The sequence below is a fragment of the uncultured Croceicoccus sp. genome, assembly GCF_947496385.1.
Lineage (GTDB): Bacteria > Pseudomonadota > Alphaproteobacteria > Sphingomonadales > Sphingomonadaceae > Croceicoccus.
The window spans coordinates 39422-64610 of the sequence record NZ_CANMCP010000010.1 but is presented as its reverse complement, the minus strand read 5'-3'; the positions used below and the strand labels follow the sequence as shown (position 1 = coordinate 64610).

Annotated in this window: 26 protein-coding genes and 2 pseudogenes; 18 read left to right on the top strand and 10 right to left on the bottom strand. The window is 62.2% G+C overall.

Annotation, left to right across the window (positions count from 1 at the left end):
* Nucleotides 1–357: 357 nt before the first annotated feature.
* The 3 genes and pseudogenes from Q0897_RS13705 to Q0897_RS13695 all read left to right on the top strand — a co-directional run bounded on the left by Q0897_RS13705 (nt 358) and on the right by Q0897_RS13695 (nt 2978).
* Nucleotides 358–1074: an IS6 family transposase gene (locus tag Q0897_RS13705; protein WP_299309983.1), complete on the top strand. Its 717-nt coding sequence runs from the start codon at nt 358–360 to the stop codon at nt 1072–1074.
* A gap of 43 nt (nt 1075–1117) precedes the next feature.
* Nucleotides 1118–1426 (top strand): LysR substrate-binding domain-containing protein, encoded by a 309-nt coding sequence (locus Q0897_RS13700; protein WP_299309982.1) that lies wholly within the window; start codon nt 1118–1120, stop codon nt 1424–1426.
* 179 nt (nt 1427–1605) lie between these two features.
* A pseudogene (locus Q0897_RS13695) lies at nt 1606–2978 on the top strand (IS1182 family transposase).
* A gap of 100 nt (nt 2979–3078) precedes the next feature.
* On the opposite strand, the gene Q0897_RS13690 reads toward Q0897_RS13695, so the two are convergent.
* The 3 genes from Q0897_RS13690 to Q0897_RS13680 form a co-directional block, all read right to left on the bottom strand.
* Nucleotides 3079–4236: a GGDEF domain-containing protein gene (locus tag Q0897_RS13690; RefSeq protein ID WP_299309981.1), complete on the bottom strand. Its 1158-nt coding sequence runs from the start codon at nt 4234–4236 to the stop codon at nt 3079–3081.
* A gap of 259 nt (nt 4237–4495) precedes the next feature.
* A complete protein-coding gene (locus Q0897_RS13685; protein WP_299309980.1) occupies nt 4496–5290 on the bottom strand; it encodes an alpha/beta fold hydrolase in 795 nt (264 codons plus the stop codon).
* A gap of 119 nt (nt 5291–5409) precedes the next feature.
* A complete protein-coding gene (locus tag Q0897_RS13680; protein ID WP_299309979.1) occupies nt 5410–5949 on the bottom strand; it encodes a TetR/AcrR family transcriptional regulator in 540 nt (179 codons plus the stop codon).
* A gap of 138 nt (nt 5950–6087) precedes the next feature.
* Between Q0897_RS13680 and Q0897_RS13675 the strand changes: the two genes are divergently transcribed.
* Both Q0897_RS13675 and Q0897_RS13670 read left to right on the top strand, forming a co-directional pair.
* Entirely contained in the window at nt 6088–7029 is a 942-nt protein-coding gene (locus tag Q0897_RS13675; RefSeq protein ID WP_299309978.1) for an alpha/beta hydrolase, read from the top strand.
* Nucleotides 7030–7223: 194 nt separating this feature from the next.
* Complete coding sequence (locus Q0897_RS13670; protein ID WP_299309977.1) at nt 7224–8012, top strand: alpha/beta hydrolase; 789 nt, start codon at nt 7224–7226, stop codon at nt 8010–8012.
* A 66-nt stretch (nt 8013–8078) separates the two neighbouring features.
* Here the strand turns inward: Q0897_RS13670 and Q0897_RS13665 are convergent, their stop codons facing one another.
* Nucleotides 8079–9167, bottom strand: a complete 1089-nt coding sequence (locus tag Q0897_RS13665) for a LysR family transcriptional regulator (RefSeq protein ID WP_299309976.1) — start codon at nt 9165–9167, stop codon at nt 8079–8081.
* Between Q0897_RS13665 and Q0897_RS13660 the strand changes: the two genes are divergently transcribed.
* From Q0897_RS13660 to Q0897_RS13635, 6 genes are all read left to right on the top strand, one after another.
* Complete coding sequence (locus Q0897_RS13660; RefSeq protein ID WP_299309975.1) at nt 9138–9563, top strand: VOC family protein; 426 nt, start codon at nt 9138–9140, stop codon at nt 9561–9563. The two genes, Q0897_RS13665 and Q0897_RS13660, sit on opposite strands and share 30 nt — an antisense overlap.
* Nucleotides 9564–9629: 66 nt before the next feature.
* A complete protein-coding gene (locus Q0897_RS13655; protein ID WP_299309974.1) occupies nt 9630–9830 on the top strand; it encodes an NAD(P)H-binding protein in 201 nt (66 codons plus the stop codon).
* Between the two features lie 258 nt (nt 9831–10088).
* Complete coding sequence (locus Q0897_RS13650) at nt 10089–10553, top strand: Rrf2 family transcriptional regulator (RefSeq protein WP_299309973.1); 465 nt, start codon at nt 10089–10091, stop codon at nt 10551–10553.
* On the top strand, nt 10543–11463 hold the full coding sequence (locus Q0897_RS13645; RefSeq protein WP_299309972.1) for an NAD(P)/FAD-dependent oxidoreductase: 921 nt from the start codon (nt 10543–10545) through the stop codon (nt 11461–11463). Before Q0897_RS13650 ends, Q0897_RS13645 begins: the two co-directional genes overlap by 11 nt.
* A complete protein-coding gene (locus tag Q0897_RS13640) occupies nt 11460–12149 on the top strand; it encodes a glutathione S-transferase family protein (RefSeq protein WP_299309971.1) in 690 nt (229 codons plus the stop codon). Before Q0897_RS13645 ends, Q0897_RS13640 begins: the two co-directional genes overlap by 4 nt.
* 224 nt (nt 12150–12373) lie before the next feature.
* Complete coding sequence (locus Q0897_RS13635; protein WP_299309970.1) at nt 12374–12610, top strand: hypothetical protein; 237 nt, start codon at nt 12374–12376, stop codon at nt 12608–12610.
* Between the two features lie 500 nt (nt 12611–13110).
* Here Q0897_RS13635 and Q0897_RS13630 read toward each other — a convergent pair whose 3' ends face one another.
* Nucleotides 13111–14367 carry a Xaa-Pro peptidase family protein gene (locus tag Q0897_RS13630; RefSeq protein WP_299309969.1) on the bottom strand — a complete coding sequence of 419 codons (1257 nt, stop codon included), beginning with the start codon at nt 14365–14367 and terminating at the stop codon, nt 13111–13113.
* 405 nt (nt 14368–14772) lie between these two features.
* Between Q0897_RS13630 and Q0897_RS16130 the strand changes: the two genes are divergently transcribed.
* The gene (locus Q0897_RS16130; RefSeq protein WP_366519943.1) at nt 14773–14907 is read left to right on the top strand and encodes a DDE-type integrase/transposase/recombinase; all 135 of its coding nucleotides are present in this window, start codon (nt 14773–14775) and stop codon (nt 14905–14907) included.
* A 58-nt stretch (nt 14908–14965) separates the two neighbouring features.
* Nucleotides 14966–15355, top strand: a complete 390-nt coding sequence (locus Q0897_RS13625; RefSeq protein ID WP_299309968.1) for a DDE-type integrase/transposase/recombinase — start codon at nt 14966–14968, stop codon at nt 15353–15355.
* A gap of 165 nt (nt 15356–15520) precedes the next feature.
* Here Q0897_RS13625 and Q0897_RS13620 read toward each other — a convergent pair whose 3' ends face one another.
* Complete coding sequence (locus Q0897_RS13620; RefSeq protein ID WP_299309996.1) at nt 15521–16192, bottom strand: FadR/GntR family transcriptional regulator; 672 nt, start codon at nt 16190–16192, stop codon at nt 15521–15523.
* A gap of 215 nt (nt 16193–16407) precedes the next feature.
* Between Q0897_RS13620 and Q0897_RS13615 the strand changes: the two genes are divergently transcribed.
* From Q0897_RS13615 to Q0897_RS13605, 3 genes are read left to right on the top strand one after another with little or no spacing between them, the layout of a single operon-like run.
* Nucleotides 16408–18027: a sodium/sugar symporter gene (locus Q0897_RS13615; protein ID WP_299309967.1), complete on the top strand. Its 1620-nt coding sequence runs from the start codon at nt 16408–16410 to the stop codon at nt 18025–18027.
* A 2-nt stretch (nt 18028–18029) separates the two neighbouring features.
* A complete protein-coding gene (locus tag Q0897_RS13610) occupies nt 18030–18890 on the top strand; it encodes a 2-dehydro-3-deoxygalactonokinase (RefSeq protein ID WP_299309966.1) in 861 nt (286 codons plus the stop codon).
* On the top strand, nt 18890–19540 hold the full coding sequence (locus Q0897_RS13605; RefSeq protein ID WP_299309965.1) for a 2-dehydro-3-deoxy-6-phosphogalactonate aldolase: 651 nt from the start codon (nt 18890–18892) through the stop codon (nt 19538–19540). Before Q0897_RS13610 ends, Q0897_RS13605 begins: the two co-directional genes overlap by 1 nt.
* Here the strand turns inward: Q0897_RS13605 and Q0897_RS13600 are convergent.
* The 4 genes and pseudogenes from Q0897_RS13600 to Q0897_RS13585 all read right to left on the bottom strand — a co-directional run bounded on the left by Q0897_RS13600 (nt 19528) and on the right by Q0897_RS13585 (nt 22512).
* Nucleotides 19528–20229, bottom strand: coding sequence for an aldose epimerase family protein (locus Q0897_RS13600; protein WP_299309964.1), 702 nt, complete (start codon nt 20227–20229; stop codon nt 19528–19530). The genes Q0897_RS13605 and Q0897_RS13600 overlap by 13 nt on opposite strands.
* 38 nt (nt 20230–20267) lie before the next feature.
* A pseudogene (locus tag Q0897_RS13595) lies at nt 20268–20780 on the bottom strand (TonB-dependent receptor plug domain-containing protein); the annotation flags it as partial.
* A 207-nt stretch (nt 20781–20987) separates the two neighbouring features.
* Nucleotides 20988–21944, bottom strand: a complete 957-nt coding sequence (locus Q0897_RS13590) for a FecR domain-containing protein (protein ID WP_299309963.1) — start codon at nt 21942–21944, stop codon at nt 20988–20990.
* A 37-nt stretch (nt 21945–21981) separates the two neighbouring features.
* Entirely contained in the window at nt 21982–22512 is a 531-nt protein-coding gene (locus Q0897_RS13585) for an RNA polymerase sigma factor (protein WP_299309962.1), read from the bottom strand.
* Nucleotides 22513–22822: 310 nt separating this feature from the next.
* Between Q0897_RS13585 and Q0897_RS13580 the strand changes: the two genes are divergently transcribed.
* Together Q0897_RS13580 and Q0897_RS13575 are read left to right on the top strand one after the other, a co-directional pair.
* Nucleotides 22823–24061: a glycosyltransferase family 1 protein gene (locus tag Q0897_RS13580; protein ID WP_299309961.1), complete on the top strand. Its 1239-nt coding sequence runs from the start codon at nt 22823–22825 to the stop codon at nt 24059–24061.
* Between the two features lie 14 nt (nt 24062–24075).
* The gene (locus tag Q0897_RS13575) at nt 24076–25188 is read left to right on the top strand and encodes a hypothetical protein (RefSeq protein ID WP_299309960.1); all 1113 of its coding nucleotides are present in this window, start codon (nt 24076–24078) and stop codon (nt 25186–25188) included.
* Nucleotide 25189 lies beyond the last annotated feature (1 nt).

Below are 25189 nucleotides of genomic sequence, written 5' to 3'. Positions count from 1 at the left end.
CAACCGCTTGCCAGCGTTAGTTGACAACGATGTTGTCAGGGCCCCGAGGCAAGAATGCGCCTAACCCGTTGTATTGCTGATATAAACCGATAAGGCTGACAACTTATACCCGGACGCAATTGTCAAACCCGCCGCTAAAAAAAGAGGTTGTCAACATGCGCGCAACCTGGACGCGTTTTTGGGCGCGGTGAACCATGGGCAAAAGACGTGGTGATGTGCGAGTTGGACACCTCGCGAAGCGAGCGGCACGGGCCAGCGCGGCGAAGCGCCGAAGCAGCAAGGCACATGCCTGCCGGCGGCACTGTCAGAAGGATTGTACCTCTAGCAAAATGCACGCCGCAGGGTAGGGGACCCCGCATGCCCCGAGCCAAGAAACCAGCAAACCCGTTCCGCTATTTTCACTCGTCACCGGAGGTCATCCGTCTCGTAGTTATGATGTATGTCCGCTTCCCGCTGTCATTACGAAACGTAGAGGACCTCCTGTCCGAACGCGGGATCGACATCTGCCACGAGACGGTCCGACACTGGTGGAACAGGTTTGGCCCGATTTTCGCGGCGGACATCCGTCGCCAGCGGGTCAGCCGAATGCGCGGTTTTCGTCATTGGCATTGGCATCTCGATGAGATGTACGTCCGCATAAACGGCGAGATGGTGTACCTATGGCGTGCCGTCGATCACGAAGGTGAGGTGCTCGAAAGCTACGTTACGAAGAAGAGGGACAAGGTTGCAGCGCTGCGCTTCATGAGGAAAGCGCTGAAGCGCCACGGATCACCGGAGGTCTTAACGACCGACGGACTGCGTTCCTACAAAGCTGCGATGTCCGACCTCGGAAATTCGGCGAAGCAGGACACCGGCCGCTATGCGAACAACCGAGCCGAAAACTCACACCTGCCATTCCGACGACGGGAACGAGCGATGCTGCGCTTTCGAAGAATGAAGTCACTACAGAAATTCGCATCGGTTCATGCCTCCTTCCACAACCACTTCAATTCCGAACGCCACCTTGTCGACCGTCAGACTTACAAAGCCCGCCGCTCAGCTGCATTGGCTGAGTGGCAAAACCTCATGACCTGAAGAATAGCCGGGGAAGGGCGCACTCTGCAAAACGGAGAGAGGTTTGCATCCGACTGACAGCTCCCTCGCGCATGTCGCTCAGCAGAGGTGGCTGGAGGAATATGCGGGCGACCGACCGCTCGACCTGCTGACGAGCGATTTCCCCTCGCAATTCGCCGCCGCGCGCGCCGGACTTGGGGTCGCTTTGCTACCCTGCATCATGGGCGATGCCTGCCCGGACATCATGCGCGTGGCGCCGGAGCAGCCCGAAAAAAGGCCGGTCTGGTTGGTCATTCACGCGGATCTCCACGAGGCGCCCGCCGTGCGCGCCGTCTCCGATTTCCTGATCAACGTCTTCGCAAAGGGTCGCTGAGGATCCCGGGCCTGTTGCGACGGCAAACTCCTGTTCGCTGGCCGTAAAAACGTCCGCTTGCCGATGGTTCTTCACAAAACTGGACAGGCCGCTGTCGGCCCTATTCTGTTGAAAAAGTCCTGCTTGCGGTAGGGACAAAGTCCTGATTCAGTTGTCCGGAGGCAATTGGAGGCAGTCTGATGATGGGCGAGCGAACGGCAATGCAGGAGGCTTTGTTTTACAGCTTCCGCATTGAGGATCACGTTCCATCAGATCACCTGCTGCGCTTGATTGATCGGTTCGTTGATCTGGCGGGTATCCGTGAATATTTGAAGCCGTTCTACAGCGCGATGGGTCGTCCCTCGATTGATCCAGAGCTGATGATCCGGATGCTGATTATTGGTTACTGCATGGGCATCCGTTCGGAGCGGCGGCTGTGTGAGGAGGTGCATCTCAACCTCGCCTATCGCTGGTTCTGCCGGCTCGATCTCGAGGGGGTTGTTCCCGATCATTCAACCTTCTCGAAGAACCGCCACGGCCGTTTCCGCGACAGCGACCTGTTGCGCAAGCTGTTTGAGACGACCGTCGAGCGCTGCATGGCAGAGGGTCTGGTAGGCGCCGAGGGGTTCGCGGTCGATGCCAGCCTGATCCGCGCCGACGTTCACCGCCAGCGTTCGGTGCCCGGCGACGAAGGGCTGCCATCCAAAGCGGCAGGCCGTGCGGTCGCCGAATATCTCGAAGTGCTGGACGATGCCGCGTTCGGCGGCTCCACACCTGTGACGCCCAAGCGGATCAATCTTACCGATCCGGCCGCACGCTGGACAGCGGCAACGCGCGATGCGGCGTTCTATTCCTACAGCACCAACTATCTGATCGACCTTGATCATGCGGTCATTGTCGACGTGGAAGCGACGACCTCGGTGCGCCAGGCAGAAGTGACAGCCCAGCGCCGGATGATCGAGCGCACGCAGGATCGCTTCGGCCTGTGGCCCGAGCGGCTTGTGGCAGACACGGCCTACGGTTCGGCGCCGAACCTGGCCTGGCTGGTCGAGGATAAAGGCATCGAGCCGCATATCCCGGTGTTCGACAAATCCGCTCGCACGGATGACACCTTTGCACGGTCTGCGTTTACCTTCGACCATGAGGACGACAGCTATATCTGCCCTGACGGCCACCGGCTTCGACCGTCGAACCGGAACTTCAGCATGCCACGTCCACTGGCCAATGCCGATGGCTTCATCCGTTATCGCGCTCGTGAAAAGGACTGCGCCACCTGTGTGCTAAAGCAGCGTTGCACGCCGAAAATGGCGGCCCGCAAGATCATGCGTTCGGTCCACGAAGGTGCACGCGACATGGCACGGGATATCGCCACAACCGATGCCTATCTTGTCTCACGGCGCCAGCGAAGAAGGTCGAGATGCTATTCGCGCACCTCAAACGAATATTGAAACTGGACCGCTTGCGTCTGCGCGGTCCAAACGGGGCAAAAGACGAGTTCCACCTCGCCGCAGCAGCCCAGAACCTCCGCAAGATGGCCAAGATGATCCCGGCACCGGCGATCAGGATGGCATGAGCACCATCCATTCCCGCTCGCCCGCTATCTGAAGCGATACCCACCCCGCCACACCAGCGACTTTTTCAACAGAATAGGGCCGGAATCCGTCGAATCGCTCTCAGGCGGCCTTTTCCAGAGCCGCTCGGGCTGATGGGTTTGTTTCGTCTCTACACACCTGGTTGCGCCCTTTCTTCTTGGCGCAATAAAGTGCCTGGTCTGCCTGTTGGAAGGCAGTCGTCACATTTTTCCCGGCCCCGAAACTCGCGACGCCGAAACTCGCGCTGAACGCTGCTTGTTCGCCAATCGCAGGGTGACGGAATTGATGGAACTTCACTCGGATTGCTTCGGCGATGAGAGCGGCTTCCTCCTGTGGCGTATCGACGAGAAGAAGGGCAAATTCCTCCCCTCCCAAACGTCCCGCATATTCGCCGTAACGCGTGAATATCGATGCAAAGGTTCGGATGACATCGTCTCCGACCTGGTGACCATAGGCATCATTGACGCCCTTGAAACGGTCGATGTCGCACATGATGACCGAGCCGGTCCGGCCCTCGACCTGTTTGGCGACCTCATCGAACATCCGGCGATTGAGGAGCCCGGTCAGATCGTCGTGCTCTGCCTGATGCTTGTGTAGCGCGATGACGTTTGCGACGATTTTCGCGACCAGCAGGATGGCCAGACTCGCGGTCAACAGGCTGAGCGCATCGATGAAAATGCTTTCGAAGATGCCGACGTTCATCACCTGTATCGGGGTCGGTTCGCCGAGCAGAAGAGGAAACATTGGAGCGCGGATCGCAACACCGATCATCGAACAGATACACAGAAGCAACAAGGCGTTATCGATCAGACTTCGGTCGCGCTGGCGCATCTGGATCCGGATTGCCTCGTAAAAAATGTAAACTCCGGCAAGCTGGAAAGGGATGCATTGATAGAAAATGGGCGCGCCCGCTGGGATCATCAGCAGTGACAGACCTATGAGGCCGGCAAATATCCTGAGCTGCCTGCCATTCGCGATTTCGAGCTTGAGGCTTTGCCGGATGGCATTGCCTGCACAAAGATAGGCCAGGGGAACCAGCAAGCTCATGGCTGCGATCCCAAGGTCGGACTGCGCTCCATAGCGCAAGACGAGCGTTTCCATGCCGACGCAGGCAAGTGTCGCAGCAAGCCAGGCCAACGCCGACCCAGCTTTCAAGGCGAAGTGAATAGCGATACAGATGGCGGCAAGCGCGCTGAGTAGGCCGAACACGACGAGGTGGAGGTCCACCAGAATTTGCATGAATGCCCCCCAAATCCTGCCAGGATTGCCGTCTAGCTGAAAAGCTTAAAGGCAATGTTACTGTCAATCAAATCGCGAGCGGATCCGACTGCGCTAAGGCCGTTTCTGGAACACTTCATGACCACAGATGCCGTAACGACAGCTTTCGTTGGATCGAGGCCGAAATCCGCCTGTCATGACCGGCGCGGAATTTGGCGTAGTTGGGAAGCCTTGATGGAAGCTTCCGCGTTCGCTTTTGCCGGGGGAAGGCGGCTCCCAGCTAATCCGTCGCGTCGAGAATAACGCGGACGGTTTCGGACGGTCGATCCCACATCGGAAAATGCCCGCTTTCTTCAAACCAGTGCATCGTCGCATCGGGAAAGGCAGCCATTGCCCGCTTCGCTTGCCTTGGGAGACACAGTCGATCCTTCCGTCCCCAGCCGATGACGAGAGGAGAAGCGGTGTTCGCGACACCCCTCTGCATCGGGCCTTTGGCGAGATCGTTCACCAATGGGATGAACGTGTCGGTATGCGCAAATGAGCGCAATTCCTGCAAGATCATAGCAGGGTCGAGTGCCCACGGTTTTGCGGAAAGCTGGAGCATGAGCGCCGTTCGTCCGGCAGCATTTCCCGTGAGTGCGGGGAGGGTCGGTTTCAGCGCCCGCACGAGTGCGATCGAAGCCGAAATGGTGGTCTTGAAGAACGTGCGTTCCCACCCTTGCCAGAATCCGCCCGGATCGAGCGCGACCGTCGCGCCGGCGCGGCCGCGCCGAACCATCTCCAACACGAGCCGGGCGCCCAGCGAGCTTCCGACCATGTCGACCCCTGCGAGGTTCTCTGCCTCCAGCCATTGGTCGAGGCTGCGCGCCAGTCCGTCAAATGTGCCGCTGTCGGCCGCTGCGGGAGTTTGGCCATGACCGGGCAGGTCGATGATGATGACTTCCCGGTGTTGAGCGAGCGCATCCGCTATCGTGTCCCAGGAACGAATGCTTCCGCCGAGACCATGGACAAGAAGCAGGGGTTTGCCGCTACCGGAGCGTGTGTGATGTAGGTTCATGGGAAGACAACGCCTCACAACGGCTTTTGGCCCACGAAGCTTTCTTCATCGGTGATCGAGCCATCGCTTGATAAGGGTTGGGGCAGGGGAAGAACCGCCGATCGCGGACAGGTTGCGATGAGACTGACGGCATCTGTTCAAGCCGATAGCCGTGTCTGATTGGCCCTGATCCCCGCCATGACCGCGTCCCTGATGGGGAGCAATTCGTGCTCACCGGCGCCGTCGCGCGCCTGAATCGCCATGCCTTGAAGGACCGCGAACAGATACGCAGAAAGGCGCTCCGCTTCGGAAGGATCCAGCCAAGGGCGCAAGCCGTGCGCAATCCGTCCTCGCAAATCCTCGCGGCGATCACGCAATTCGCGAGCAAGCTCCCGATGCGCGGCGGCGCCCACGACGAGGCCGGTGGAAATCATGCAGCCGCGTTCTTCGCTGGTCACGGCCTTGATCGCCGACAGCAGCAAACCTGAGACGGCCTCTTCCAAAGTGTCGGCGTCGGCCATCCCGTCCATAGCGCCCGGAAGTGCCGTATAATGATCGAGCGCTTCACGATAGAGCCCCGCCTTGCTGCCAAAAGCGGCGTAGAGGCTGGGCGGCGCGATGCCGATGGCGTCGGTCAGGTCTGCAATCGAAACGCCCTCGTAGCCATGTTGGCGGAACATCCGCATCGCGGTTTCCACGGCCTGTTCCCTGTCGAAAGTGCGGGGGCCGGAGCGTCGGCGGGTGGGCGGTTTATCCATAGCGATCACTAAACACAGCTTGACAAGGAAGTGCAACGCCTTAATGTGTATCGATCACTAAATATAAGAGTCTTTCATATGACAGCGCTGCCTTTCCCGACCCTTGAGGTTTTCGGCTCCGTTCATGGCGTACCGACGTTGCCGGACGGTTTTACCGATGTATTCCAGAGCTATTCGGTGCCCACTGGTGAGATCGCGCTGCACGCGGTCGTCGGGGGCGAAGGGCCGCCGCTTCTCCTGCTCGGGGGATGGCCGCAGAACTGGTACATCTGGCGCGATGTGATGCTTCCGCTTGGCGAAAACTTCACTCTCGTCGTGCCGGATCCCCGCGGTCTCGGAATTTCGGACAAACCCGAAAGCGGGTACGACACGGGCACCATCGGTCGGGATCTGTTCGACCTCATGACGGCGCTGGGCCACGAGCAGTTTGCGATGGTCGGCCACGATTGCGGCATGTGGGTCGGCTACGCGATGGCCGCGGATCGACCGGAGCGGATCGAGCGGATCGCGCTCGGCGAAGCCATCATCCCGGGTGTCGCCAAGTCGCCCCCGCTGATCCCGGACGAGCGTCATTTGAACGACTTCCTGTGGCACAATAATTTCTGCCGGGTGCGCGGCGTGACCGAGGCGTTGGTCGCCGGCCGAAAGGAGATCTTTTTCGACTATCAATTCACCAAGATACCCGTTCCCAATCCTATTCCAGCGCAGATACGGGCGTTCTACATCGACCTCATCAAGCGAGACCGGCGAACCCTCACCGCCAGCTTTGATTATTATCGCGCAATCGACGAGGACATCCCTGCCAATCACGCGCGGATGAAGACCAGGCTCAAGATGCCGGTTCTCGGCTTCGCAGGCGCGCTGGCCTGCGCGGGCGCGGTCGAAGAGCAGCTCTGGCAGGTGGCCGACGATGTGACTTGCGCCATCATTCCCGATTGCGGCCATTTTGTACCCGAAGAGACGCCGCAAGCGCTTCTCGATCTGCTGATACCATTCCTCGCGCCATATCGGTCGCGCTGACCGGCACCCTTACGCAACAGATCGGATCGGTTGATTTTGTGAGAAAATTTAGGGGTTTCAATCGACGAGGCGTGCTGTCGGGCCTGGGTGCGACAGGTATCGTAACCGTCTCTGCTCCGGCATTGGCAGGTTCCGTTCGCCCGGTGCGGCAACGGTCATTTCAGGAGTTCGAGGCCAGATCCGCGGACGGGACGATGCTGAGAGGCGACATCGTGGGAGATGGGGGAGGGCCGGAAATCCTGTTCATCCACGGGCTGCGGCAAAGCAGGCTGAGTTGGGCACGACAATATGACGACCCGATATTGTCAGGCTTTCGCAAGGTGCGGTTCGATCTGCGCGGCCACGGCGATTCCGACAAGCCGGCAGACCCGGCAAGCTATGCCGACATGGGCCGTTGGGCCGATGACATCGCTGCGGTGATGGACGCAGCGAAGCTACGCCGGCCGATTCTCGTCGGTTGGTCGCTGGGCGGGTTCGTGACCGGTGCATATCTTGCGAAATACGGCGATGCGAATGTCTCTGGTGTCAATCTGGTCGATGCTGTGACCAAACTGTCCGCCGACCTTCTGACGCCGCTCGCCGGGCGTTACGCGCAATCCACAAGTTCTCATGATCTTGCCGAACGGACGGCCGCAACCGCCGAGTTCCTCATGGCATGCTTCCATCGGCCGCCTGTTGGGCACGACCTCCGGCAAATGCTCGTAATCAACGGCATGACGGCCCGCGCGGTCAATCAAGGGGTCACCGAAACGAAGACCCCGGATATGGAGCATGCGTTCGCCCGCTATCGAAAGCCGCTGTTAATCAGCCATGGCGCTCACGACAGATTGGTGCGGTTGGCGATGTCCGAGCGCATACTCGCGCTTTGTCCCGGGGCCAGGCTGTCGATCTTCAACAGCAGCGGTCATAGCCCATTCTATGAGGAAGCCGATCGGTTCAATCGCGAACTGTCCGCTTTTGCCATCGCCGCGTGCGGAGCTTGAGCAGGACAACGGATTGACCGGCCCGCCGCGGAACGGCTCGCCGTCTCCAACCGATGGGCTGTCGGCTCAGGCGGGCGGATCGGCGTTATGCTCTTTTACAAAATCGACAAAGGCTCTGAGCGGCACAGGAAGGAAACGGCGGTAGAAATAGAGACGCGGTCCGTCGAACCACTCCCACCAATCCGGCAGAACCGGCACGAGTTCGCCGCTCTCGAAATAGGGGGCGAGCCAGTTGCCGAAGGTGGCGATTATGCCGCGCCCGGATCGCGCAAGGGTGATGGCGGAGTTCACGGCCTCAACATCGACAATCAGGCGCGCGGGCGGATCGATCGTGATGGTCTCTCCGTTCCGCTCCAGCTCCCACGGAACAAGGGGGCCGTTTGAAAAGCGCATTCGGATGCATTCGTGATCGAGGATATCGTCCGGTTCGCGCGGAATTTCGCGACTTGCCAGATAAGACGGTGAGGCTGCGTGGGCGAGGCATTGCGAGCGAGGACCGATGGGCACCGCGATCATGTCCTGCGCCAGATGCTCACCATAGCGGATCCCCGCATCACAGCCAGCCGCGACGATATCGACCAGCCGACTTTCCATCGTGATCTCCACCCGGACTTGCGGGTGCAGTGTCATGAATTCGGCGATCAGGGCGGGCAGGATGTCCACCATGACGGCACCGGGGACATTCAGTTTCAACGAACCGCGCACTTCTCCGCCAGCACCCGATGCGTCGCTCAACGCCAGCCCGATCTCTTCCAGCAAGGGTGCGATACGCTTCGCCAGCGCCATTCCGGTTTCGGTCGGGGAGACGCTGCGTGTCGTGCGATTGAGGAGGGGAGCGCCGACCTCCGCTTCAAGTTGCGCGATCTTCTCGCTCACAGACGACGCCGAGATTCTCAGTCGCTTGGCTGCGGCACGAAACCCTCCAGCATCGATGACCGCGAGGAAAACAGAAAGATCGTCCAGCCGCAATCGATCCGCATTGTTCGCCATACCGAACAGCGTATCCGTATTCCGCATGGTTATCAATCGAGGCTGGACACGCATATTCGCCTCAATCGCAGCGGCCAATCGGGCGTGGCTCGCGTTCCGAACCGACGTTCGTCGCTTTGAAAAAGGAGAATCTCGATGTCGAACCGGCTGAAGAAGGTGGACCACGTCGGTATTGTGGTCCGTGACATCAACGAAAGTGCCGCCTGGTACAGGCAGCATCTCGGCTTCGATCGCCTTTACGAATACGGCTTTCCGGGCGTCAAAGCGCTGTTCATCGCCAATGGCGACATCCGGCTGGAGCTTTTCGAGACGGAGGGCGCATCGCCAATGGCGCCGGAGCGTTCCGCAGCGCCGACCAATCTGAAAATTGGCGGAATCAACCATGTGGCGCTCACGGTCGACAATCTGGACGCCACCATCAGTGAACTGAAGGCCGGTGGAGTCGAGGTTGCATCGGAACCGCGGGAGGTGCCTGATGGCCCCGGCGATCGTTTCGCCTTCATCCACGATAACGAAGGCATGCTCATCGAGCTTTTCGAAAACGGACTCGGCCATCATTGACCCAAGCGAGCGCAGGCGAAGTCATTCCATGACGCGCCCGCCGCCGTCATACTGAAGGAGCGAACCATGTATTTCGGAACAGGCATTACCGGCCATGTGGGCGGGGCGACGGCACGCGCCTTTCTGGCTCGGGGCAAAAGCGTCCGGTCTCTGGTGCGCGATCCCGAAACCGCTGCTGGCTGGAAAGACCGTGGGGTCGATCTTCATCGCGGCGACCTGACCGACCCCGGTGCGCTTTCAGGTAGTTCGTGGACTTACGAAAATTGAAACTCCGTCCGCTCTTTGGGCGTCGTCGTGGAAGATCCGCCGCTGCTGGCGGAGCGGACTGAAATTTTAAACGACTACGGTCGACTGGCTAGTCCGGTCGGCCGCTTTCTGGCGAGCGCTGCCCTGAACCGCGACGTTCCGATGGCGCCTCCCCTTGCCGAGCTCCGATCTCCACACACGTCGGCCTCCCCTCATTCACCATCCAGCTTTCCTGAGCAACCCTTGACCCGTACAATATCACGTAACATATAAAGAAACATGAAACGTGACAGCAGATTATCGGGCGTACTCCACGTATTGCTCCACATGGCCGAGATGGATGGTCCGGTGACCTCAGAGAGCATGGCCACCATCATGCGAAGCAACCCGGCTACGATGCGGCGAACGATGGCGGGGCTGCGCAAGGCCGGGTTCGTCAGATCCGACAAGGGTCACGGCGGTGGCTGGTCGATCGAGCGACCGCTTTCGGAAATCACGCTGCGCGACATCTACATATCGCTGGACAGCCCCGAACTCTTTGCGATGGGCAACCGGACCGACGCCCCGGGATGTTTGGTCGAGGAGTCCGTCAACGCGGCGCTGGGCAGCGCTTACGACAAGGCGCGAACCGTGCTGCTCGATCGGTTCGCCAGCGTGACCCTCTCTCAGCTGAGCGATGATTTCCATCGCCGCATGGGCGCACGTGGCGCATCCGTCGATCAGGAGATCACCCATGAAATATGACGCCGTCGTTATAGGCGGGAGCTATGCAGGTCTGTCGGCGGCAATACAGATCGCCCGTGCGCGCCGATCCGTATGCGTCGTCGATACGGGCGAGCCGCGCAATCGGTTCGCGGACGCCTCGCACGGTTTCTTCGGTCAGGACGGTGCAGCGCCCCAAGACATGATTGTCAAGGCCCGCGACCAACTTGGAGCCTATCCAACCGTTCGAATGATCGTCGACATGGCTTGCGATGCGATCCAAGTCGGTGGTGGGTTCGAGGTGACGCTTGCAAGCGGTGGGACGGTTGCCGGACGCAAGCTGGTGCTGGCGTTCGGGATTTCCGACGTGCTTCCTAACATTCCCGGCCTGTCCGAACGTTGGGGTGATACCGTGCTGCACTGCCCTTATTGCCATGGTTACGAACATCGGGACGGTCGACTTGGTGTGCTGTGGACCGCACCCATGTCGCTGCATCAGGCCGCGCTTATCGCCGATTGGGGAACGACGACGCTCTATCTCGACGGCAACCCCTTGCCCGAGGGAGATGCGAGGAGGCTTCTCGATCATCGCGGCGTAGCGATCGAAGCCGCGCCGTTAAGGGAGCTTCGGGGCAGGAACCGCACCCTGACTTCGCTGCTGCTCGGTGATGGCCGGGAGGTAGCGATCGACGCGCTGTTTCTGGCTCCGGGCTCGAGGCTCAACAGTCCGATAGCCGAACGGCTCGGCTGCGCGCTCGACAACGGACCATTCGGCCCGATTGTCCGGACGGATGCCGACAGGCTCACCAGCGTTGCCGGCGTGTACGCCGCCGGCGACATCGCACGTGCGCCTCATAATGCGACCTGGGCTTCGGCTGACGGCGTGACCGCCGGCATCTCGCTCCACCAGTCGCTGGTATTCGAGGCATCCATGGCCGGTGCTGCCGCATGAGCATGACGCTCTATGAACTGGAATGGGGCCTCTATCCTCGCCGCGTCGGCATCTATCTCGCCGAAAAGGGGATCACGGATATAGACCGGATCGCGTTCGACCTGTTGGCAGGATGGCCGCCACCCGAGCTGGCGCAACTGAGCCCGCTCGCGACCGTGCCGATCTTGCGGACCGAAGACGGCACGCTGATCCGCTCCTCGATCGCGATCCTCGAATATTTCGAGGAGCGCTTTCCCTCGCCCGGCATGCTGGGCGCGACGCCGGAACTGCGGGCGCGAACGCGCGAACTGGTCGCGGTCATCGACGAGGCAGCGCTGCACTTCGGGACATGGTGCCACAAGGGCAGTCCGGCATTCGCAGGACGCGAGGAACAGAGCCGTGAAGCCGCGACCATTGCGGCGGATGCCTATTACGGGCGGCTCAGGCTCCTCGACACGCTGGCACGCGAAACCGCCGGCACGTTCCTCGCTGGTGACGGGGTCACCATCGCCGATTGCATCACCATGGCCACGCTGCAGTTTGCCAAAAAACTTTATGGCGTTCCTCTGCCTGAAGGCTGCTCCGTTCTACGCAACTGGTACGATATGTTCAGCAAACGGCCGAGCGCCACAGCGCCGTGCTACCCCGAGCCACTTCTTGCGGTTGCTCACGGTTTGCCGAACATTTGTCCGCCAACTTCGCCTTAGGCACTGTTGGAGGGATGGTACCTCGGGCATATCGCGGAGCGCTCGGTAGGGGATCGTAGCGTGAAGAGGCACTGCCCCTGCGCGATCTGATCCGGTTCTCGGAGGTGTAGCTGCGCCGGATCGAACCGTATCTTCCGCTGTCGCATGAGTCACGGCGCGGGTCGACGACCGTCGGATCGTCGGCGGCATCATTCTCTTCATCAGGCGCGGCCTGGGATGGCAGGATGCAACCGGCTGCTAATGGACCGCGCTCGGCGATCTACGACCGTTTCATTCGCTGGAGCCGGATGGGAGTGTTCGACATCATCATCGGCAGCCTCGCAAGGAAGGGCGGCATGCCTGACTGGCTCACGCTCGATGCAACGTGCCTGAAGGCGCGCTGGACGGCGGCCAGTCTACAAAAACGGGCTGTTCCGCGACCGATCGGGCGCACTCTGGGCGGTATCGACTTGCTAGCTTGATAAGGAGTGCGACGGTGAGGGTAGACCGCTGGTCATGCTTGCTGAACGAAGTCAGCGGTTACGCTTCCATCAATGGTAAAGAGCGTGAAGAAGATGAGAGTGGACGAGAAATTTGTCGACAGTTTGAAATACAAGAGCCGCTGGTTGGAAATACGCATCATCGACGGGCTTGCCGACGATATCAGGGTGCCGAAAACAACTTTACGTCACAAGTTTCGCTCGGAAGTGTAAATCTAATCTCAAGCTCTGCGCGATAGCAGAAAGTCCGTTTTGCCCAATGTCGGCCATCGGCACGAAACCCTGCAGAAAGAGAAAACGATCCTTTAAAGCAGCCAGATACTCGACGAAACCGGGGCCGATTGACAACCGCCTGCTTGCGGGCGGGCAAGCTATGAAGGCGGACATTCCTACGACGCTCGCCCCAATTTCTTGCCAGCGCCGTCCGAAAATGGCCGGATATTCTCCTTCTCTCGATGGGCAGCCCATCGAACATATCCGGCTTAAATCGGATTCTCGATCGAAGCGGCAGGCTGGCTGAACCATTTGGGTCCGCTTTGCGTCATATAGATGCAATCCTCCAACCGAACACCGAACCGCCCTGGCAGATAGATGCCCGGTTCGTTCGAGAAGCACATGCCAGGCGCCAGCGCCGTTTCCTCCCCGCGCACAAGATTGATCGGTTCGTGTCCGTCCATGCCGATGCCGTGGCCGGTGCGGTGGGAGAGGCCCGGCAAAGCATAGCCGGGACCGTAGCCCATGCTTTCGTAAAAGGCGCGCACCGCATCATCCACGTAGCCTGCGGGCGTGCCAATCTGTGCCGCGTCGAACACGATGCGTTGTCCGCGCGCGACGGTCTCCCATACGCGTGCCACGTCTGCGCGGATCGCTCCAAATGAAAAGGTGCGCGAGACATCGCTTTCGTAGCCCTCGACCGCACAACCGCAATCCATCAGCAGCACCTCGCCGTCGGCGATCCGATGGATCTGCCGTGACCCGTGGGGATAGGCGGACGCCTCCCCCACCAGCGCCAGCGAAAATTGCGGGGTGCCGCCCAATGCGCGCGTTGCACCGTTCATCAGGGCAGAAATCTGCGCGCCGGTCATTCCCGCCTCGACGCGCGGCCAGGTCCAGCGATAGGCCGCCATCGTCACGTCGGTGGCGAGCTGCATCAGAGCGATTTCCGCCGCGCTCTTGTGCATACGCAACGCGCGCACCACCGGGTCGGCTGAGACTACGCGCATCTCAGGCAGGCGGGCTGTCAGACCGTCGGCCACGAAGAAGCGCGCGGTTTCCTCTATACCCAGTCGCCCGCTTGCAAGGCCGCGCTCGCGCAGCCAACCGGCGATCAGCGCCAACGGGCTTTCGTCTTCCTGCCAGACGCGCAGCTCGGCGGGAATATCCAGCGTCTCGCGTACGGAGGGCTCTTCGAAGAAAGGCGTCACGATCAGCGGATCACCCTCGCGAGGGAGAACCGCGCAAGTGACGCGCTCGCTGCGGCCCCACTCGAGGCCGGTGAAATAGGTCAGCGAAGCGCCCGGTTCGATCACCACTGCGGCAATGTCGTTCGCTTCCATCAACGCCTGCGCACGTACGATCCGCTCCAGTCGTTCAGCTGAGGTAATAGGCTTGGCCGCGCCGGTCATGTCCGACAGCTGCGACAGATCGGACTGCGCGGCGCGCAGAATCGGGGCATGGGTGAACGCGGGGACTGCGAGCGCGGCGCTCAGTACGGTGCGGCGGGAGAAGTTGAAGCTCATGCCTGCCGGATGGCCGGTTCATCCGCGCCGCGCAAGCCGCAACCGCCGCCGGGGCCCGGATCCGGGCCGTTTTCCGACTGTCTGCTTATGGTATTCAAGCATTTGCAGCCGGACGTTCTGGCTGACGAGATGGTCGGGGCCTGCGCGAAGCCGCGGTAGCGCACCGTCAGAAGGATTGTACCGCTAGAGAACTCAGTGGCATGGGCTAGAAGCGTTTCATGACCCGCCCTCGCAGTCTACCCAATCCCTTCCGGTATTGCCAGTCGTCGCCGGAGGTGGTCCGCCTGGTCGAGATGATGTAAGTTCGTTTCCCGCTTTCGCTGCGGAACGTGGAAGATTCGGTCGGAACGTGGGATCGACATTTGTCATGAGACGGTGCGGCTCTGGTGGAACCATTTTGGTCCGATGTTCGCAGCGGACATATGGCGGCAACGTGTCGGCAGAATGCGCGGATTTCGGCATTGGAAGTGGCACCTCGATGAGATGTACGTCCACATAAACGCCGAGATGATGTATCTTTGGCGTGCCGTCGATCAGTAGGGACGTCCTTGAAAACCATGTCACAACGAAAGGGGACAAAGCCGTTGCCCTGCGCTTCATGAGAAATGCGCTGAAACGCCACGGCTCTCCAGAGGTCATGACGATGGACGGTCTGCGGCCCTACAAAGCTGCGATGTGCAACCTTGGCTGCGAGGATAAGCAGGAGACAGGCCGCTACGTGAACAACCGGGCCGAAAACACACACCTGCCATTCCGACGAGGGGAACGAGCGATGCTGTGCGTCAGGCAAATAAGGTCGCTACAGAAGTTCGCATCGGTTCACGCAACCTTTCACAACCCCTTCGATTCCGAGCGACACCTCGTCGACCGAGACATTTACAAGACCCGCCGCACAGCTCTCCTCACTGAGTGGCAAAATCTGATGGATAGAAGAATGTCCCAGGAAGGGTGCACTTTGCACAATGGAGAGCGGTTTGCATCCGACTGACAGCTCCTTTGCAGGAGGTCATGACGACGGACGGTCTTCGATTCTTAAAAGCTGCCATGACCGAACTCGGAAAGTCGTGAAAGCAAGCGACAGGTCACTGGGCGAACGACAGGGCAGAAACCGCACACCTGCCATTCCGACGACAAGAGCAAGCGATGACGCGCTTCAGGCGACCTCTTCGCCTCCCCGCTCTTCGATGAGGTCGAGCACCTCGCCGATGAGGTGCCGCATCGCGCGATAGGCTTCCTGATCGTCGCGCGCGCGGATCGCGGCGAGCACGGCATCGTGGTCGGCAATACTGGCGGAGTGCCCCTTGATCTTGTTCGTAAAGCGGATCGAAGTGCGCAGCGCGGTCGATACCACGTCGCGAAACTGGCGATAGAACGGGTTCTTCGAAGCTTCCAGAATGGCGACATGGAACGCGATGTCGGCCGAAAGCGTATCGTCGGCGCCCTCTTCGGCGCGTTTCATGCGGGCGAGCCCGTCCTCGATCGTCTGCAGGTCGGCCTTTTCGTGGAACCGCGCGGCGAGCGCCGCAGCTTCGGGTTCGATCGCGACGCGCAGCTGGTTGAAGTGCCGCAAAAGCTGCACCGAGGCGCGCCGCTCCAGCAGCCATCGCAGCACATCCGGGTCAAACAGGTTCCAGTTCTCCGCCGGTTCGATGATCGTTCCCTGCCGCGGCCGCGCACTCAACAACCGCTTGGTCGTGAGCATCTTGACCGCCTCGCGGGTCACCGAACGGCTGACGCCGTGCTGCTTCGTCAGCTCGGCTTCGGTGGGGAAGGGCACATCGTCATAATCGCCGACGATGATCGCCCGCCCGAGCATTTCGAGCATGCCATGCGTGAGATTGCGACCGAGACGCGACCGCACGCTCCCGTCCCCTTCGGTATTCTTGACCAAGGCTTCTTGCTCCCCTCGGATATGCCTGCATTGTAGAGACGCAGGCCAGATTAACAAACTATTCGGCTAGACAAACCTTATAAATAATATAATTAGACTGGCAATCGGAGACTGGCTGCCGCGACGGTCAGGCATGGGGGAATGATCGTATGGGGTTGGCAACTTTCGATATCGTCGTGGTGGCGATCTACGCGCTGTTCATATTCGGGCTCGCGCAGTGGGTGAGCCGCGACAAGGCCGGCCACGAAAAGAATTCCTCCGATTATTTTTTGGCGTCGAAATCGCTCCCGTGGTGGGCGATCGGCGCGTCGCTGATCGCGGCGAATATCTCGGCCGAACAGATCGTCGGCATGTCGGGTTCGGGTTACCGGCTGGGTCTTGCGATCGCATCCTATGAATGGATGGCGGCACTGACCCTGCTCATCGTCGGGAAGTTCTTCCTGCCGATCTTCCTCAGGAACGACATCTACACGATGCCGCAGTTCCTCGAGCAGCGGTACGGCCCGAACATCCGCACAATCATGGCGATTTTCTGGCTCGCGCTTTATGTCTTCGTCAATCTCACCTCGATCCTCTGGCTCGGCTCGATCGTGGTCAACCAGGTCGCGGGCGTCGATCAGACGGTGGCCCTGTTCGGGCTCGGTGCCTTTGCCTTGCTGTATCAGCTTTATGGCGGGCTGAAGGCCGTGGCGATCACCGATATCGTGCAGGTCACGCTGCTCGTCATGGGCGGGCTGATCATTTCGGGGCTCACGCTGAACGAGGTTGGCGGCGGGCAGGGGGTCTGGGCCGGGCTCGGCACGCTTGTCGAGCAGGCACCGGACAAGTTCAACATGATTCTCGAACCCGGCGATCCGGGTTATCAGGAACTGCCCGGCATCGCGGTGCTCATTGGCGGGCTGTGGATCGCCAATCTCAGCTACTGGGGCTTCAATCAGTATATCATTCAACGCGCACTCGCGGCGAAGAACCTCGAAGAGGCGCAGAAGGGCGTCGTCTTTGCCGCCATCCTGAAACTGCTGATGCCGCTGGTGGTGGTGGTTCCGGGCCTTGCCGCGGTGCTCCTCGCGCCCGGACTGGACCCCGCCGATCAGGCTTATCCTACGATGATGCGATACCTGCCGACGGGGCTTCTGGGGCTGGTGTTTGCCGCGCTCATGGCAGCGGTCGTGGCCTCGACCGCGTCCAAGGTCAATTCGATCGCGACGATCTTCACGCTCGACCTTTATGCCAAGCGCCGCGGCTACAAGAGCGAGGCCGAGGATGAAACGCATCGCGCGACGCATGAACGCCATCTCGTGTTCGTGGGGCGGATCAGTGCGAGCGTCGCCATGCTTCTCGCTCTGTTCGCCGCGCGGCCGCTGCTCGGCAGTCTCGATCAGGCGTTTCAGTTCATTCAGGAGTTTTCGGGCTTCATCACGCCGGGCATCACGGTGATCTTCCTGCTCGGGCTGTTCTGGAAAAAGGCAAGCGAGGCGGGCGCGATCACCGCCGCCGCGGCGTCGATTTTGGGCAGCGTGGCATTCTGGTTCCCGAGCGAATGGGGCGGGATCGCCGCGCTTAACGCCGTGCCGTTCCTCAACCGCATGATGTGGGTGTTCTTCCTCTCGCTCGGCCTTGCGATACTGGTGTCGCTCTGGAAACCGGGTGCGGCCGGGAGCGACCGGATCGAGACCGGCGATGTGCGTTACGCCACAGCGCGTTCGTTCAACGTGGCGGCGCTTGCGGTGGTCGGGATCGTCATCGCCCTCTACGCGTCGATGTGGTGAGCATGGACGGTTTTATCGCCGTCGACTGGGGCACGACCAACCGCCGTGTCTATCTCATCGCGGATGGCGCCGTGATCGAAACCGAACGCGACGATCGCGGGGTCGCCTCGAAACCGGATTTCAGGGCCGAAATCAATGCGATCCGGGGCCGGTTCGGCAACCGTCCGATCGTGATGGCGGGCATGGTCGGTTCCTCGATCGGCTGGCACGAGGCGCCTTATGTGGCCGCGCCCGCCGGGCTGGGCGATCTCGCGGCGCAATGCCCGCGCCTTGACGACAGGGTGTATATCGTGCCGGGCGTGTCGCGCATCGACGCCACCGGCCCCGACGTGATGCGGGGGGAGGAGGTGCAGCTTCTCGGCGCGGCGGAGGCGGGGCTGGTTCCGCCCGATGCCTTGCTGATTCAGCCGGGCACGCATTGCAAATGGGCGGAGCTGAGGGCGGGACGGATCGCGCGCTTCACCACCGCGATGACCGGCGAACTGTTCGCGATGCTCGGCCGGGAAAGCATTCTTGCCCCGCAGATGTCCGGCCAGGTCACCACCGGCGACGCCTTTATCGCGGGTGTCGATGCGGGGCTTGAGCGGGATCTTTCCGCGGCGCTGTTCGGCGTGCGCGCCCGGGGGCTGCTCGGCCTGCTGCCTGCGGACGATGCGCCATCCTATGTGAGCGGGCTCCTGATCGGTGCGGAAATTTCCGCCCGCTTCGCCGAATATGAAGGCGCCCTCGTCCATATTCTTGCCGATCCCCATCTGGGCGCGCTTTATGCCGCGGCCATCCGCCAGGCCGGCCGCGACGCCGCCGAGGTCGACAGCAGGGCGGCGTTCGTGTGCGGTATCGATCGAATAGAAAGTCTCCTGTGATGAATTTCGTGTCTGATTTCGACAATGCGTTTCGTGCCTGCCCGCTGATCGCGATCCTGCGGGGTGTCGCGCCCGAGGAGGTGGAGGACATCGGCGAAGCATTGATAGCCGCCGGATTTCGCGTGATCGAAGTGCCGCTCAATTCCCCCCGCCCGTTCGAAAGCATCGCGCGGCTCGCCTCCCGGTTTGAAGGGCGCGCCGTGGTGGGCGCGGGAACCGTGATCACGGCGCGGGAGGTCGAGCAGGTGCGCGATGCCGGGGGGCAGATCGTCGTTTCGCCCCACACCGACGCGGAAATGATCGCGGCGACGGTGGCCGCAGGGCTCGTATCGCTTCCCGGATTTGCAACGCCGAGCGAGGCATTCGCTGCGTTGCGCGCCGGGGCGAGCGGATTGAAACTATTCCCTGCCGAAGCATCCAGCCCGCAGGCGCTCAAGGCGTTGCGAACGGTGCTCCCCGAAGGGACGCGGCTCCTTCCCGTCGGCGGGATCGACGGGGATACGATGGGCCGCTGGCACGCGGTCGGCGCCGCAGGATTCGGGATCGGCTCCTCGCTTTACAAACCCGGTCGGAGTGCGGAGGACATCGGCGAAAGGGCGCGCGCCCTCATCGAGGCATGGGACAATCTGCGTGACGCTCAATCGCAGTAAAACCGCCAGATCATGCGATTGCGATAGGTTTCGCCCGGTTCGAGAAGGCCCGAACCGAAAGCGGGGCGGTTCGGCGTATCGGGAAAAAGCTGCGGTTCGAGAGCGATGCCATCGTAGGCGCGATAGACACGCCCGTACTTGCCCGGCACGTAGCCGGAAAGAAAATTGCCGCCGTAGAATTGCAGGCCCGGCTGATCCGACCACAGATCGACGGCGCGGCCCGAATGCGCATCGCGCAGCGTCGCCACCTTCCGCGGTTCCTGCGCATTGCCGTCGCCCAGGACCCAGCAATGATCATAGCCGCCGGCAACCTTCAACTGCGGATCGTCGGCATCCGCACGCGAAACCGGCGCGAGCGGCGTGCGAAAATCGAAGGGTGTTTCCCGGACCGCGCGAAATTCCCCCGTCGGAATGCCGCCGGCCCGGATGGGGAGAAAGCGATCCGCATGGATGGTCAGTTCCTGCTCCCGCGCGTCGCGCGCCGCCCCTTCGCCGGCCAGGTTCCAGTAGCTGTGATGCGTGAGGTTCATGGTGGTGGTCCGGTCGCTCGCCGCTTCGTAGGTGATGCCCAGACGCCCTTCGGGATCGAGGGTGAAGGTCGCCCTGGCCCGCACCTCGCCCGGAAAACCTTCCTCGCCGTCCGGGCTGAGCAGCGCGAGTATGGCGCAGGGGGATGGACCGCCCGACACGTGCTCGATGCTCCACAGACGGGAATCGAACCCCTGCGCGTGCCCTGCGGCCCTTCGAGCACCTCGACGCGATCGAGATCGGACAGGCGCAGATCGGGATCGGGCGCATTATAGCTGAGCCGGATATCGCCGAAATACTGGCCGACGGTGGCCTGTGTCGGACCGGTGAAGCTGGAATCCGCGATTCCCCGAATGAAGAGCTTGTTGCGGCCGCTGCCGAGAGATGTCGAGGAGACCGCCGCGACACGCTGCGTAATTTCCTCCGTGCCGCCCGTGCCGCCCATCGTCAGCTCCTCGCCATCGAGAAGCGAAACCTGAACGGGCGTATTGAGAAGCTTCAGGTCGCGCTTCGTCGCCGTCACGATGATCGGGGGGGACGGGGTCGGGGCGGCCTGCACGCGGGAGGGCGCCGGGCGGGGCTGCGGCGGGCGCGCAGCGGTGCGCGGCGCGGCGCGGCGGGCGGGGCGCGGCTCCAGACGCCAGCTTGCCGAACCGATGCGGATCGCGCGCGCATCCGCCGCCTCGGCAAGGCGGAGGACCGCGGCCTCCATGCTCATCCTGCCGCGGATGCGCGGGATGCGCCGGTTGGCAAGGCGGGATCCCGTGACGATGATGCTTGCATCGGTCTGCCGCGCGAGGGTGATGGCGGATTGCGCGGCGGTGCCCGGCGGTACGTCGACGACGCGTTCGCGTGCCTGTGCCGGAACGGCAACACTGGCGGCGACAATCGCGATGAGGGCAGGCGCATGCCGCATGACCTAGCTCCGGTCGAGGAACCAGATATCGCCCTCTCGCCGCACGTTCAGGCCGAGAAGCGGGCCCGCCGAAGCAGGATCGCTGCGAAGCGGGTCGATCGTGACGCTTCCCGACACGACATGGACGTCCGCACCGCGCCCGACCCGATAGACGTGTCCCGTGGCGCGGGACAGATCGTCCGCCACGCGGGAGAGGGGCGCGTCCTGAAACGTCAGCCGTCCAGTGGTCCATTCCCCGATCTGCGCGACGGGCATGGTGCCCCTGCGGATCGAATGTCCGTCCCTGGCAAAGACGAGTGTTTGACCGGCCTCGATCCGGGCGTTCCGCCCCGCAGGGTTGTAGATGACCGCACCCTCGGCCACGGCGACGTCGACGTCCGCGTCCCGGACAGTCACCTCGAAAACCGTGCCTGCATCGACGAGACGTGCGCCGCCGATCTCGACCTCGAAGGGATTGTCCTCGTCATGGCGAATGTCGAAAACGGCCTGCCCCTGTTCGAGCCGGGCGTGACGCGGTTCGCCCGGCTCGAGCACGAGCCGCGTCGCGCCCGCCATCCGGATCGTGCTCCCATCCGCAAGCGCGATAGTCCGCATCTCGCCCGCTTCGGTGCGATAGACGGTGGCCCTGTCGAACGATTGCCACAGCCACAGCGCCGCAACGAGAGCCAGGCAAGCCGCGAGCGCCGGGCCAAGCCAGCGGCGCGGAGCATGGTCGAAAACCGGTTCGACGTCATTGGCCGGAACCGGGTGCGACACCGATCGCGGTGCGGTGGACCGCGGCTCCGGAGTGACAGCCTGCGCGCCATCGGCCGCCGCCGCCATCGTCAAGTCGTAGGCGCGCGCATGATCGGGCGATTGTTCGAGCCACGCGGTGAACGCGGTCCAATCGTCGAAGTCGTCCTCGACCGTGCGGACCGCCCATGCCGCCGCCTCGTTCCGCACCGTGTCATCGATCGTCATAGATTGTCGCTCCTGCCATTAGACGGAGTCCCCCCGATCAATCCTCATTCCAATGCTCTTTCAGATCGCTCAGGGCGCGGTAGGCCGCGCGCAGATCGCTTTCGACCGTGCTGATGCTCACCCCGAATTCTTCGGCAATGACGCGCTGCGGAATGCCGTCGACGCGGCTGCGCCGAAAGATCGCGGCGGTTCTTTCCGGCAATGTGGAAAGCGTGTCTTCGACCTTGCGTGCAAAATCCTGCCCCGTGATGATCCGTTCGACCGACACGGCACCGCCCGCCGCGAAATCGCCGCCCGTCTGGCTTTCCACCCAGGCGGCCTCGCGCACCGACGACTGCCGCCGGGAGCGATAACGGTCGATCATGACCGAGTTGGCGGCACGATAGAGATAGGCAAGCGGTGTGCCCACCGGCACCTGCTGCGCCCGGTCGATCCTGAGCCAGACATCCTGAAGCACATCCTCTGCATCATCGCCGGCCCCGCGCGCGCGAAGAAAGCGCAGGATCGTCTCGCGCTGCGCAATAAAGACCGCTTTCAATCCGTTATGAGGATGACCGGAGTTTGCCACCGCCAACTTTCATTCGCTTGCGACCCGAACATCAATGGTTCGCCACGCGCATCCCCTCGCGGGTATCGATCGTCATCGTGCCGAAACCGCCCCGCACATCCATTCGCCTTATGAGACATGATTGACGGGCGCAAGAGCGCAGATGCGTCACCCGCGTGATGGCCGCGTGGCCCAACCCTGACGTCATGCGCGGGCGCATGAATCCCGATCGTTGAGGTTCGCATGGCGCGGTTTTCGTGGCTGGGGATCAAGGCTTTCGGCAGCCGTCTCCGTCATGGGTTCGATGTTATCGCAAAGATCCCCGAACCGCATGGGCGGCGATGTCCCGCTGCTGTTCGACGTGACACGGCTCGTGGCACTGCGCTGGAGCGGGCGTCCCGCGAACGGGATCGACCGCGTGAGCCTTGAATATCTTCGCCATTTCGGGGCGCGGGCGCGGGCCGTGGTGCAACATCGCGGTGTCGTGCGGACGTGGGACGCGCGGGGTTCGGCGCGCCTGTTCGAATTGCTGGGCGAGGATCGGCCGCGCTCGCCGCGCGGTCGTATCGCCATGCATATGGCCAGCGGTCTGGCACGATCGCCCGTCGATGTTGGCGGGGGCATCTATCTCAACGTGAGCCATACCGATTTCGACCTTCCGGCCCATGTCGCGTGGAACGGGCGAAACGGGTTGCATGCGGTCTATCTGATCCACGATCTTATCCCGATCCGGTTTCCCGAACATTGCCGCCCCCACGCGGTGCGCCGTCATACCGAACGGGTTCGCATGGCGTTGCTCCACGGATCGGGGATCCTCGTCGGCAGCGCGGCGGTGGAGCATGACCTGCGCGAGCAGGCTGCTCTCTGGCACCTGACACCACCGCCGATCCTGCGCGCGCCGTTGGCTGGCGCGCCGCTTGCCGCCACGGTGCCGTCAACCGATGCGACCGCAGGCCATTTCCTGTGCGTCGGCACTATCGAAAGCCGCAAGAACCATCGTCTGCTGCTCGACCTTTGGGAGGGGCTGCGTGCCCGTTTCGGCACGGCGGCTCCGCATCTGATCGTGGTCGGGCGGTTTGGCCATGGGGCGGAGGCGTTTCGCCGCGGTCTTGACATGTCGGGCCACGCGGGCGGCCATATTACCATCCTCGAACATTGCGACGATGCCCGGCTCGCCGCGTTGATGCGCGATGCGCGCGCGGTTTTGATGCCGACGCTGGCCGAGGGTTTCGGCCTGCCCATGGCCGAGGCGCTGGCGCAGGGCGTGCCTGTCATCGCCAGCGATCTGCCCGCGCTGCGGGAGGTGGGGCAGGGGCTTGCCTGCCTGATCGAGCCCGGTGACCGCGACGGCTGGGAGGCGCGGATCGCTGCGTTCCATACGGATCCGGACGTTCGCAAGAGCCATGCCGTTGCCCTGCGCGCCTATCGCCCGACCCGCTGGACCGATCATTTCGACGCGGTGGAGCGCTGGATGCCGATGATCGCGGCGCGTGCCGTTGCAAACCCGCCCGCCGATCGCGCCGGGATCGGCGCTCGCACCGCTTTCGTCCCCGGCGGCCACCCCTTTTGAACCGAGACCGACACGTGCCCTTTTTCCAGTATCAGCCACGGCCCTTTTTCCTGGCGCCGCTGTTCCTTGCCGCCGTGGTCGTTCCCACGGTGCTGGCGTTCGTCTATTTCGCATTCCTTGCCAGTGATATCTACGTATCCGAAGCGCGGTTCGTCGTGCGCAGCCCGGCAAAGGTGGCCGCGACCTCGCTCGGCCAGATGCTCAGCGGGAGCGGCCTTGGCGGGGCGAGCGAGGAAAGCAACGCGGTCGTCGAATATCTGGAATCGCGCAGCGCACTCGACGACGCGAACCGGGACGGGCTGCTGAGCCGGGCCTATACCGCCGGTGACATCTTCCTGCTCGATCGGTTCGGCGGGCTTCTGCCGCCCAATCAGGAACGGTTTTTCGATTATTACCTCGATAAGGTGGAGCTCGAACCGGATCCCACGACGCAGGTTCTGCATCTGCGGGTGAGCGCCTTCGGGCCGCAGGAGTCGCAGCGTATCGCCGAACGCCTGCTCGAACGCTCCGAAGACCTGGTCAACCGATTGTCGGGAAGGGCGCGTGCCGACGCTCTGCAAGTGGCCGAAAGCGACGCGCGCGAGGCGCAGGAACGGGCGCGGGCGGCGGCGGTCGAACTGGCCAATTATCGCAGCCGCACCGGTATCATCGACCCGGAAAAGGAAGCGATCGCGCGGCTTGAAAGCATCGCGCGCCTTGAGGATGAGATGATGTCCGCCCGCAGCCAGCTCGACCAGTTGCGGCAGTTCACGCCCCAGGCCCCGCAAATTCCCTATCTCCAAAGCCAGGTCGAGACGCTCAACCGGGAAATAGAGCGGCGCCGGACGGGCGTTGCGGGACGTCGCGGCTCGCTGTCATCGGCGGGCGCCCGTTATCAGGTGCTTCAACTCGACAGCGAGCTTGCCGCCAAGCAACTGGCCGCGGCGATGGTGTCGCTCCGCGATGCGCAGGCCGAGGCGCGGGGCAAGCGCGCCTATGTCGAACGGATCGCACCGCCCAGCCTTCCCGACTATCCCATCCGCCCGCACCGGATCGGCGGGGTGCTGGCGGTGTTCGTGCTCGGCCTGCTCGCATGGGGCATATTGACCGTGCTGCTGGCGGGCGTGCGCGAACATCGCGAGGGCTGAT